General features: G+C 64.8%; 4 protein-coding genes. All 4 read right to left on the bottom strand.

What is annotated here, in order from left to right; translation table 11 throughout:
• Window position 1: 1 nt before the first annotated feature.
• The 4 genes from AC3WN7_RS16845 to AC3WN7_RS16830 all read right to left on the bottom strand — a co-directional run bounded on the left by AC3WN7_RS16845 (window position 2) and on the right by AC3WN7_RS16830 (window position 12,678).
• Window positions 2-1,060, bottom strand: coding sequence for a TauD/TfdA family dioxygenase (locus tag AC3WN7_RS16845; RefSeq protein ID WP_102674334.1), 1,059 nt, complete (start codon window positions 1,058-1,060; stop codon window positions 2-4).
• 52 nt (window positions 1,061-1,112) lie between these two features.
• Window positions 1,113-10,346, bottom strand: a complete 9,234-nt coding sequence (locus AC3WN7_RS16840) for a non-ribosomal peptide synthetase (protein WP_102674333.1) — start codon at window positions 10,344-10,346, stop codon at window positions 1,113-1,115.
• Window positions 10,347-10,601: 255 nt separating this feature from the next.
• A complete protein-coding gene (locus tag AC3WN7_RS16835) occupies window positions 10,602-11,336 on the bottom strand; it encodes a thioesterase II family protein (protein ID WP_102674332.1) in 735 nt (244 codons plus the stop codon).
• A gap of 169 nt (window positions 11,337-11,505) precedes the next feature.
• Entirely contained in the window at window positions 11,506-12,678 is a 1,173-nt protein-coding gene (locus tag AC3WN7_RS16830) for an MFS transporter (protein ID WP_095968143.1), read from the bottom strand.
• Window positions 12,679-12,867 lie beyond the last annotated feature (189 nt).

Genomic DNA, 12,867 nt, shown 5'->3' with positions numbered 1-12,867 from the left:
CTTATTCCTGATCCAGGTCGGCGCTTTTCTGCGCGATGGCCATGGCCGTGAGGATTTTTCTGAAACCGGTGAATTCGTTGCGCGCATGCACGCTGAGGATGTTGTCGAGCAGGACCACGTCGCCCTTCTCCCAGGCGAACTCGACCATCACCTCGCGGTAGATGCCTTGCAGGTGGCGAATCACGTCGTCGGGAATCGGTGAGCCATCGCCGAAGAAGGTGTTCTGCGGCAGGTCTTGCGGGCCGAACTCACGCAGCAGGTTGTCGCGGATGCTGTCCGGCAGGGTCAGCGCGTTGAAGAAGGTGCCGTGGTTGAACCAGATGCGCTCGCCGCTCAGCGGGTGGCGCACGATGGCCGGACCGTTCTGCCGGGTGCGCAGGCGGTTGCCGGACTTCCACTCGGTCTGGATACCGATTTTGGCGCAGTAGGCTTCGACCTCCGCGCGGTCCTCGCTCTGGAACACGGTCTGCCACGGCAGCCCCATGCCGTCGCCGTAGTTGCGCACGTACATGATGCGTTTACGGGCAAATTCTTCGCGCACCGCCGGGTCGATCCGCGCGAGGATCCGGCGGGTATCGCCGAACGGTGTTTCGCCGCCGGTGGCCGACGGGGTGTCGCAGTAGAAATACAGGTGACGCGGGAACACCGGCGAATACGAGTGTTCGTTGTGCGGGAAGATTTTCTCCGGCGCCGGGTAATCGGTGGAGCTGTAGATCTTGAACTGACCGGTGATCTGGGTGCGGGGCGAGGCGCGGAACAGGTACTCCAGCGCACCGCCGGATATCGCATCGACGCAGCGGTTGAACTCGCCGATATCGGCCACCTGGAAGCCACGGAACAGGATCACCGCGTGCTCCAGCAGCTTGCTTTCGATCAGCGCGCGATTCTGGCTCGCCCATTCCACCAGGTTCACGCCGGACACGGCCGGACGGCACACCAGCGGCATGCTGTGGCCTTCGAACATCGGCGCAAAACTCACCAGCCGCGTCGGATCGGTGGACAGGCTTTTGCGGGCACCACGACCCATCTTGGGAATGGACTTGGTCGTTGAAACGGTCATAAACCCCTCCAGAAAATGTTGACGGCGGCGCTAAAGGACGCCGTCGCCTGTATCAGTCCGCTGCGGTATGCGCTGTCGACGCACCCCGGTTCGCCGAGCGGCGCTTGATCGCCATGGCACCGCCGAGCAGGGCCTTGCGTTGCTCGTTCAAGCGCGCCTCGGCACGGCGCTGGACATCGCTGGCCAGGTTCAGCAACTCACCGACCTGCAACGGCTCAGCGCTTACCAACGCTTCGAGCACCGCCTGGATCTGTTCGAACAGACATTCCAGCGTGCTCGGCAGGTACTGGCCGGCCGGTGTCTCGAAGCTCAGGTGGATGTGCTGCGCGTCGTTGTAGAACGCAGCGACCATGCCGATCTCGGCGGCCTGACGCCCGGAGGGGAAATCCTCCACGTGCAACCCATCCATCGAGGGCAAGCGAGCGACGCCTTCCTGGTAAATCAGCTTGATGTCGAACAGCGGCGAACGTCCGGCCCGGCGCGGCAAACGCAAGGCCTCCACCAGGCGCTCGAACGGCAGGTCCTGATGGTCCGAAGCCTCCAGCACCGCCCGGCGACAAGCCTCCAGCAATTGCGCTACCGGCTGCCCGGCATCGACTTCCACTTGCAGTACTAGTTGGTTAACGAAGAAGCCGACCATTTCTTCAAGCTCGGCTTGATTTCGGTTGGCGATATCGGTGCCGATGCGCACCCGAGCGACTTCGGTGCGCTGGCGCAACACCAGGGTGAAACCGGCCAGCAGCAGCATGAACAGCGACAGGTCACGCTGTTGGGCAAAGTCGCGCAACTGCTGGCTGAGTTCGGCACTGAAGGTGAAATGCGCGCTGGCGCCTTCCTGCGCCGTGCGCCGGTCGCCATCGGCGGGCAACTCCAGCACGGCTTGCGGCTCGGCAAGGCGCTGCTGCCAGTAGTCGAGCTGGCGTTGCAACTCGCCACCCTGCTCCAGCCACTGGCGCTGCCATTTGGCGAAGTCGGCGTACTGCACGCTGTGCGCCGGCAGTTGCGGGGTCTGGCCACGGTTGAGGGTTGGATAGAGCGTGACGAATTCATTGATCAGCACGCGGAACGACCAGTCATCGGCGACGATGTGATGCACCGTCAGCAACAGCACATGCTGGTCATCCGCGACCCGCAGCACCCGCACCCGCAGCAACGGGCCGTGGCGCAGGTCGAATGGCCGCGCGACTTCCTCGCGGGCCAGGTGTTGCGCCTCGACGTCCGGCGCCGGCAGATGCCGCAGGTCGCCGGCCTCGAAGCTCAACGGCAATTGCCCGTGTACCCGCTGCCAGGTCTGGCCGTCTTCTTCGTAGAAGGTGGTGCGCAACACCGCGTGGCGCTGCACCAGGGTTTCGAAGGTCTGGCGCAGGGCGTCGAGGTTCAGCTCGCCACGCAGGCGCAAGGCGCCCGGCATGTTGTACATCGAGCTGTCCGGTTCCAGGTTCCACAAGAACCACAAGCGCTGCTGGGCAAAGGACAGCGGCTGGCGTTCGCCAGAGGTGTCCGCCACCAGCGCCGGGCGTTCACAGCGGTGTTGCAGTGTCTGTACCTGTGCGGCGAAATCCTCAAGGCGCGGGTGTTCGAACAGGCTGCGCAGGCTTACCGACAGGCCCATGCGCTGGCGGATCTGCGAGACGATTTGCGTCGCCAGCAACGAGTGCCCGCCCAATTCGAAGAAGCTGTTCTCGCGGTCGACGCGACTGACCTGCAACACCTGCTGCCAGATCTGCGCCAGCTGGATTTCCAGTGCCCCTTGTGGTGCGCTACCGGTTGCGGCCTCCCAGACTGGCGGGGCCGGCAACGCGGCGCGGTCGAGTTTGCCGTTGCGGTTGAGGGGCAACGCGGCCAGCACCATCAGTCGCGTCGGCAGCATGTAGTCCGGCAGGCGCTCGCCCAAGGCGCGGCGCACGGTGTCGGTGAGTTGCCGCGCATCGGCGTCCAGCTGTTCATCCGGGGCCGGCACCACATAGCCGATCAACTGCTTGCCGCCGACGCCTTCGTGCACCAGCACCGCGGCTTCGCTGATCATCGCCAGGCCTTGCAGGTGCGCCTCCAGCTCACCCAGTTCGACGCGGAATCCGCGAATTTTCACCTGATGGTCAATACGCCCCAGGTACTCCAGTGCGCCGTCCTCGCGATAGCGCGCCAGGTCACCGCTGCGGTACAGCCGTGCCCCCGGCGTGGCGGAAAAAGGATCGGCAATGAAACGCTCGGCACTCAAACCCGGACGCTGGTGATAGCGCTGGGCGAGGCCGGCGTCACCGCCGATGCACAACTCGCCGACGCAACCGGTCGGCAGCAGGTGGCCTTCGCTGTCCAGCACATACAACGCACGCCCCGGCAGCGCGCGGCCAATCGGCACGCCAAGGGGATTGCGGGTATCGGCCAGGGTGCATTCGTGGGTACTGGAAACGACCGTGGCTTCGGTTGGCCCGTAGGTATTGAGCAGGCGCACATCGCCCAGACCGGCGGCATGCCACAACTTCAGGCCTTCGAGCGACATGGCCTCGCCCCCGACGTGGACCTGACGCAAGCGCCCTTTCTCACGCTGCGGTTGCGCAGCCCACTCTTGAGCCAGCAAGAACCAGTAGGCGGCCGGCAGGTCGGCCAGGGTCACGCCGTGCGCGATGATCTGCCGATAAAGGGTGTCGGTGTCCCATAACTCATCGCCGCGCATCACCAGCGCCGCGCCCACGCACAGCGGCGGGTAGCACTGCTCGACAAAGCCGTCGAAGCTGAAAGTGGCGAATTGCAGCACACGGTCTTGCGCCGTGAGTTGTGAATAGTCCGCCGCGATCACGCAAAACTCGCGCAGCGCGGCGTGGGCCAGGCACACGCCTTTCGGGCGTCCGGTGGAACCGGAGGTGTAGATCAGGTAGGCGAGGTCTTCGGCGCTGGCGAGGTTGTCCGGGTTTTCGGTGGAGTAACCGTCAACGCTCGACTCCAGCGCCAGGCGCGGCAAACCTTGCGGCAACGCTACATCGGCGAGCAACCCCGGTTGCACCAGCAGCAGATCCATGCCGCTGTCTTCGATCATGTAGGCCAGGCGCTCGGCCGGGTAATCCGGATCGAGCGGCACATAACCGGCGCCGGACTTGAGGATGGCCATCAGGCTGACGATCATCTGCGCATTGCGCCGCACCGACAGGCCGACCCGCTGCCCCGGCGCCACACCCAGGGCGCGCAGGCGATGGGCGAGCTGGTTGGCTTGCGCATTGAGCTGGGCGTAGGTCAGGCACTCGTCGCCGACCATCACCGCCAGTGCATCGGGCGTGCGTGCCGCCTGTTGCTCGAAACGCTGATGGACCAGCAACGGGCTGTCGAGTGGCGGCGCAGGCGGACGCGAACCGGCCAACACCTTTGCTTGAGCCTGTGCATCGAGCAGGCTGACCGCGCCCAATGCCTGCTGTGGCTGCGCGACGAATTGCTCCAGCACCTGCAACAGGCTGGCGCCCAACTGGCTGATCTGCGCCGCGCTGAACCGGCTGCGGTCGAAACTGAAATCCAGACGCAGGGTGGTGCCGACTTCGATGCCGAGGGTCAGCGGGTAGCTGGTGATTTCGTGATTACGCAGCGCGCCGAAGGTCAGGCCCGCCGGCGCACCTTGTTTGAGGGCTTCGGCCACCGGGTAGTTCTCGAACACCAGCAGGCTGTCGAACAGCGCCCCCTGTTGCCCGGCCCAGCCCTGGATGTCGTAGAGCGGCACGTGTTCGAACTCGCGCAGGCTCAGGTTCAGCGCTTGCAGGTGGTTGAGCCATTGGGCCACCGACTGCCCTGCCGGCGGCGCGGCAATGATCGGCAAGGTGTTGATGAACAGCCCCAATTGCTGCTCGATGCCCGACAGCGGCGCGGAGCGTCCGGCCATGGTGGCGCCGAACGCCACGCAGGATTGGCCGGTGTAGCGCTGCAACAACAGGCCCCAGGCGCCTTGCAGCAAGGTGTTGAGGGTGATTTTCTGCTGGCGGGCGAAATCGCCCAGGCGCTGCAGCGCGGCGCTTTCAAGGGTCAATTGATGCTCGCCCATGCCGCGTCCTTCGACCGGTGCCGGCAAGGCTTGCGCCAGCAGCGTCGGCGTTTCCAGTGGCGCCAGCGCTTGCTTCCAGAACTGCTCGGCGGCCAACAGCGGCTGCTGTTGAATCCAGCCCAGATAATCGCGGTATTGCCCCAACGGCCTGGCCAGCGTCTGGCCGGCGTAATGCTGAATCACTTCGCCGAGCAATTGCGCGTTGCTCCAGCCGTCCATGAGGATGTGATGGCTGGTGTAGATCAGGTGCCAGTCTTCAGGGTTTCGGCGCACCAGCACCAGGCGGAACAACGGCGCGGCGCTGAGTTCGAAGCCGCGACTGCGCTCTTCGGCGGCCAGTGCATAGAGGTCGACATCGTCCGCCTCGATCACTTGCAGTTGCAGGTCGATCTGGCGATGAATCACCTGATGCGCAGATTCCAGTCCCAACCAGTGGAAGCTGCTGCGCAGGATGTCGTGACGGTTGATCGCCGCTTGCCAGGCCCGGCCGAATGCCGCCAGTTCCAGCCCCTGGATGTCCAGACGCAATTGATTGATGTAGGCCTCGGCCTGGGGTTCGTACAGGGTGTGGAACAGCATGCCCTGCTGCATCGGCGTCAGCGGGTAAACGTCCTCGATGGCTGGTGCCGGGACAGGCAAGGCATCGAGTTGCGCCCGGGTGATGCGCGCCAGCGGGAAGTCCGACGGCGTGACCTGGCCTGGCGTTGTCGCGCAGCAATGTTCGATCAGTGCCTTGAGTTCTTCGGTGTAGGCATCGGCCAGTTGCTGCACCGTGGATTCGGCGAACATGTCACGGCTGAAACCCCATTGCAGCGAGAGCTGCCCGCCATACACCTGGCCTTCCACGGTCAGCCAGTTGGCCAGCGGCGCATCATCGCCCTGGGCCTGACCAGCGCTTTGCGCGGCCGGGATGAACAGCGCAGCCTCATCGAACTGACGGTCGAACTGCCCCAGGTAGTTGAAGGTGATGCGTGGCGCCGGCAGGTCTTGCAGAAGCTGGCGCTGCGCCGGTTCGCCAAGATAGCGCAGCAACCCATAGCCCAGGCCTTTGCCGGGAATGGCGCGCAGTTGTTCCTTGACCGACTTGATCGAATTCGCCGCCCCGGCCTCGGGTTGCAGGCGCACGGGAAACAGGCTGGTGAACCAGCCGACGGTGCGGCTCAGGTCGAGGTCGTCGGACAGGTCTTCGCGACCGTGGCCTTCAAGCTGGATCAGCGTCGAGCCCTGCCCGCTCCAGCGGCAGATGACCCGCGCCAACGCCGTGAGCAACAGGTCATTGACCTGGGTGCGATAGGCCGCCGGTGCCTGTTGCAACAGTTGGCGGGTCAGTTCGGCATCCAGTGTCGATTCGATCTTGTGCCCGTGGCGCTGCTGCAAGCTGCCCTGCGGATGCTCACACGGCAGGTCCCGGGCATCCGCCAGTTGCGCCTGCCAGTACGGCATTTGCTCAGACAAGGTGCCGGCATGCTGTTGCAGGTGCGCGGCCCAGGCTTGATAAGCGCTGGTTTTCTCGGGCAGCGCCACTTGCCGGTAAGCCTGCTGCAAGTCTTCGAGCAATACCCGCCACGACACGCCGTCCACCGCCAGGTGATGGACCACCAGCAACAGACGCTGACTGCCGTCGTCGAGGCTGACCAGCAAGGCGCGCAGCAGCGGCCCATTGGCCAGATCGAGGCTGCGTTGCGCTTCATCGCACAGCACGGTCAGGGCTTCGGTCGAACACGCCTGACGCAGCCACAACCCAGCGGATTCGACCTGCGGCCCATGGTGTTGCTGCCAGCCTTGGGCACCGTCGATGAAGCGCAGGCGCAAGGCGTCGTGATGATTGACGACGGCCACCAAGGCCCGTTCCAACGCTTGCGGATCCAGCGCTTCCCGGGGCGTCAGCAGCAGCGACTGGTTCCAGTGCTGACGCTGGGCGATGGCCTGTTCGAAGAAGTAATGCTGCGTCGGGGTCAGGATTACCTCGCCGCTGACCGGGCCTTGATCGATGCGGCTGCGGCTTTCGAACGTCGCGACCAATGCCAGGCTGCGCACGGTCTGGTACTGGAACAGATCCCGCGGACTGAGGCGAATGCCGGCCTGGCGGGCGCGGCTGACCACCTGGATGGAAATGATCGAGTCGCCGCCGAGTTCGAAGAAGTTGTCTTCAAGGCCCACAGGTCGCGTGCCCAGTACGTCCTGCCAGATCTGCGCCAGCCTGGTCTGCATGGCATCCTGCGGTGCGACGAACGCCTGCTGCGGCGCGGCGTCCGGTGGCGGCAAGGCCTTGCGGTCGAGCTTGCCGTTGGCGGTCACCGGCAAGGCATCCAGCGGCATCAGGTACGTGGGCACCATGTATTCCGGCAGGCTGCCGAGCAGCCAGGCCTTGAGGGTTTGCGACCACTGCGCATCGGCGTCGGCGCTTTCCAGCACCAGGTATGCCACCAGATGTTTGCCGCCCTGCACCAGCACCACGGCCTCGCGCACCAGGTCGTGCTGCATCAGGCGGGTTTCGATCTCCCCCAGTTCGATGCGCAGGCCGCGCAATTTGACTTGATGATCGAGGCGCCCGAGGTACTCGATCACGCCATCGGCACGCTGCCGCACACGGTCACCGGTGCGGTACAGGCGCGCGCCGTCGTGGAACGGACACGGCACGAAGCGCTCGGCGGTGAGCGCCGGACGTCGGTGATAACTGCGCGCCAGCCCGGCGCCGCCGAGGTACAGCTCCCCCGCCACGCCGGCCGGAACCGGAAGCAATTGCGCATCCAGCACATGGGTGCGCAGGTTGGCGATGGGCCGGCCGATGGGCACGCTGTCGGCGCCTTCGTCGACGCAGGTCCAGTGGGTCACGTCGATGGCCGCCTCGGTCGGGCCGTAGAGGTTGTACAACCCGGCACCCGGCAGCTTTTTGAACACCTGCAATTGCGCATCCAGCGGCAAGGCTTCGCCACTGCAAGCAATGCGTTTGAGGCCCGTGCACGTCTCGACACCCGGCTCGTGAATGAACGCCTGGAGCATCGACGGCACAAAGTGCAGCGTGCTGATGCCGTGGTCAGCGATGAGGCGGATCAACTGCGCCGGTTCCCGATGTGCGCCCGGTGGCGCCACCACCAGACACGCGCCGGTCATCAGCGGCCAGAAGAACTCCCAGACCGACACGTCGAAACTGAACGGGGTTTTCTGCAATACCGAATCGCTGTCATCCAGCCCGTAAGCCTGCTGCATCCAGCACAAGCGGTTGACCAGCGCCGCGTGACTGTTGCCGGCGCCTTTGGGCTTACCGGTGGAGCCGGAGGTGTAGATCACATAGGCCAGGTTCAACGGATGCACTTCGACCTGCGGGCAGACTTCGCTGTAGCCGTCGAGCCAGTCGTGCTGCCGGTCCAGGGCGATGACCTTGACGCCGTCGGTGGGCAGTGCGCCGAGCAGGGAGCCTTGCGTGAGCAGCAGGCCAATCGCGCTGTCGTCGATCATGTAGGCCAGGCGTTCGGCCGGGTACTCCGGGTCCAGCGGTACGTAGGCACCCCCGGCCTTGTGAATGGCCAACAGGCCAAGGACCATCTCCAGCGAACGCTCGACGCAGATCCCCACCAGTACATCCGGACCAACGCCCTGCCCGCGCAGGTAATTGGCCAGTTGGTTGGTGCGGACATCGAGTTGCGCGTAGCTCAACCGGCGCTCGCCAAACACCAGCGCCGGTGCCTCGGGCGTGCGTCGGGCCTGGGCCTGGATCAACTGATGCAGGCACTGCTCGACGGGATAGACCTCGGCGGTGCGGTTCCAGTCCTGCACCAGCACCTGTTGCTCATCGGCGCTCAGCATCGGCAACTCACCGATTTTTTGCGTCGAGTCGTCGACTAACCCCTGCAACAGACGCGTCCAGTGCCGGGCCATGCGTGCGATGGTGTCGGCTTCGAACAGGTCGTTGGCATAGGTCAGCGCGGCGTGCAGCTTGCCACCCTTCTCCCAGGTGTCGAGGGTGAGGTCGAACTGGGTGGTGCGGCTTTGCCAGTCGATGCTGCCCAGCACCAGGCCGGAGGCGGTGCTGACCGACGCCATGTCGGCCACGTGCGGCTGGTGGTTGTACATCACCTGGAACAACGGCGTGTGACTGAGGCTGCGCTCCAGTTTCAACGCTTCGACCAGGCGCTCGAACGGCAGGTCCTGATGGGCCTGGGCGCCGAGGGCGGTTTCCTTGACGGCGCGCAGCAGGTCGTCGACCCGGGTCTGGCCGTCCAGTTGGGTACGCAGCACCTGGGTGTTGACGAAGAAGCCGATCAGGCCTTCGATTTCCGCACGGTTGCGGTTGGCGATGGGCACGCCGACGCGGATGTCGGTTTGTCCGGTGTAGCGATGCAGCAACGCGTTGAAGGCGCCGAGCAATAGCATGAACAGGGTAATGTTGTGCTTCTGTGCGGCGCTGCGCAGTTGTTCGGCCAGTTGCGTTTCGACCGCGAATTCGTAGCGGGTGCCGCGATAGCTCGGCATGGCCGGGCGCGAATGATCCAGGGGCAGTTCCAGCACCGGATGCTCATCGCCCAGTTGCGCCTGCCAGTACGCCAGTTGCCGCGCCTGCTCGCCCGCCTCCAGCCAGCGGCGCTGCCACAGGGCGTAGTCGCTGTACTGGATCGGCAACGCGGCCAGCTGCGGTTGGGTGCCCGCATCGAAGGCGTCGTAGCAGCGGATGAATTCGTCGATCAGCACGTTCATCGACCAGCCGTCGGAGACGATGTGGTGCAGGGTCAGCAACAGCACGTGCTCAAGTTCTGCGAGCTTGAGCAAGGTGACCCGCAGCAGCGGACCGGTCGACAGATCGAACGGCAGCATCGATTGCTGCTCGGCGGTGTGCGCCACGGCCCGCTCGCGTTCCTCGGCGGGCAGTGCGCTGAAATCCAGCTGTTCGATCAGCAACGGCGCCGTAGCCGGCACTTGCTGCAAGCTGTCGTCGACCTGACGCTGGAACACCGTGCGCAGGGTTTCATGCCGCGCCACCAGACTGGCGAACGCCTGTTCCAGCGCCGACAGGTTCAAGTGCCCGGTCAACCGTACCGCGCCCGGCAGGTTATAGGCGCCGCTGTGCGGGTCCAGCTGCCAGAGGAACCACATGCGTTGCTGGGCGTACGACAACGCCTGGCGATCCTCGGCCTCGATGCCGGCCGGGATCGGGAAACGGGCGAAATCCACGCCCTCCTTGTGCAAGGCCGCCAGGAACATCTGGCGCTTTTCCAGGGGCAACCCGATAAACCGGCGAGCAAGTTTCAAGGAGTCTTCAGCATTCATCTATCGGCATCCGCATCAGTAGGCAGCAGGCGCAAAGGCGCGTCGTCCCTGTAAAACGAATGCAGGCGGGAAAAATTAGCGCAGGGGAACAAGTATCAGGAGGGAGAGAAACGCGAAAAAACAGGCTGATGAATACTACTGTGGGAGCGGGCTTGCTCGCGAAGGCGGTGTGTCAGGCAACGGGTATGTTGCTGACACTCCCTCTTCGCGAGCAAGCCCGCTCCCACAGGGGTCCAGTGAAGTTTGAGGAGGGTGTTAACCCACGGCAGCCATGGAATGCCGCCGATGATGCCCCTCAAGCTGGTCCTTGATCACCCGCAGCACCTTGGCCTCCTGCTCATGGATGTAGAAGTGCCCGCCGGCCAGCATGTCCACCGAGAAACTGCCGCGGGTTTCCTGGCTCCAGCCGATCAATTGCTCGGTGGTGGCGCGGTCGGCCTTGCCGCCGAGCACGTGCACCGGGCACTTGAGCGGCGGGCGCTGGATCGGTGCGAAACGCCCGCACAACAGGAAGTCCGCGCGCAGCACCGGCAGGGTCAGGCTCATCAACTCTTGATTGGCCAGGATCTCTTCGCTGGTGCCGTTGAGGGTGCGCAATTGCTCGATCAGCTCGGCATCGGTTTTCGGCTGGGCAAAGCCGCGGTCGTAGTCGGCGCGCAGGGTCGGCGCGGCGGTGCCCGAGGCGAACAGCGCGACCGGTTCCGGGCAACCCAGCGAGCGGAACGCGTGGGCCATCTCGCAGGCCAGCAACGCCCCCATGCTATGGCCGAACAACGCATACGGCGCCTTGAGCGTGGCCTTCTGTTCGTGGGCCAGCTGCAGCGCCAGGCGGCGCATGTCGGTGTGCAGGGGCTCGCCATATCGCGCGCCCCGCCCTGGCAATTCCACCGGTTGCAGCTTGAGCCACTCCGGCATTTTGCGCCGCCAGCGGCTATAGACCATGGCACTCGCGCCCGAATAGGGCAGGCACAGCAATGTCAGCGGGGTCACCGGGATTTCCTCGAAGGTTGTCTGCTTGGAGAACGGATGAGGTGTAGCCGGAATTAGTCGCAGATCCCAATGTGGGAGCGGGCTTGCTCGCGAAGGTGGTGTGTCATGCAACATTGATGTCGACTGACACTCTGCTTTCGCGAGCAAGCCCGCTCCCACAGGTCGATCTTCATTTCAGATGGCGATAGCTCGGGATCGCCGAGCCGAGCACCAGCGCCCCCGCCGCAATCGCCAGCCAGAACCCGCTGCGCGCGCCGAAGGCGTCCACCAGCCAGCCGGAGCCGGCGGCACCGATCGCGACGCCGATGCTCAGCCCGGTGACCAGCCAGGTCAGGCCTTCGGTGAGTTTGGCCGGTGGCACGATCTGCTCCACCAGGGCCATGGCGACGATCAGCGTCGGCGCAAAAAACAGCCCCGCGACAAACACCGCCAGCGACAAGCCGAGAATGTTCGCCGCCAGCAACAACGGCAAGGTGGTCACCGCCGTTGCCACGCCGCCGTACAGGAACAGGCGCGCCAGCGGTACTTTCGAACGCAGTGCGCCGAAGGCCAGCCCGGCCAGGCACGAGCCGATGGCGTACACCGACAGCACGATGCTCGCCGCCGCCGGTTGACCCTGCTGCTGGGCGAAGGCGACGCTGACCACGTCCACCACGCCGACGATGGTGCCCATGGCGACCATCAACAGCATCAGCAATTGAATGTCGCGCGAGCGGATGATCGAGCCTTGATGGTGATCTTCGTGGGGATGTACCGGCGGTTCCGTGCTGCGCTGCAACACGAACGCGGTGACGCCGACGGCCAGCGCCAGCAAGGCCGCCAATGGCCCTGCCTCGGGAAACGCCACCACACACAGGCCAACGGAAAGCGGCGGCCCGACGATGAAGCAGACTTCATCCAGTACCGATTCCAGGGCGTAGGCAGTCTGCAACTCGGGGCGGCCACGATACACCTCGGTCCAGCGGGCCCGCACCATCGCCGACATGCTCGGCATGCAACCGGCCAGCGCGGCGAAGACAAACAGTGTCCAGTGCGGTGCCTGCAACCGCGTGCACAGCAACAACAGCAACAGCGCCCCGCCGCCGAGCAGCGCCGCCACCGGCAGAATCCGCCCCTGGCCATACCGATCCACCAGCCGCGAGACCTGCGGCGCACAAAAGGCCGTGGCCAGGGCGAACGTCGCCGCCACCGCGCCCGCCATTCCGTAGCCACCCTGCAATTGCGAGAGCATGGTGATCAGGCCGATGCCGGTCATGGAAATCGGCATGCGCGCGAGCATGCCGGCCAGCACGAATGCGCCGCTGCCGGGGGCTTTGAACAACTCGCGATAGGGGTTGGCCATGGGTCAGGTCTCATCAGGGGACTGCACGTTGCCATAACGGCTGATTGCGGGGGAAGCGTGGAATTGTTGGTTGAATGTGAAGGCCCCTTCGCGAGCAAGCCCGCTCCCACATTGGACGGCGTACACAAATCAACTGTGGGAGCGGGCTTGCCCCGGGCGGCGTTCCGACGAAGGGGCCCTCACAGACAA

It is taken from the genome of Pseudomonas sp. FW305-70 (assembly GCF_058783925.1).
This window is presented reverse-complemented; position numbering and strand designations above follow the sequence as displayed.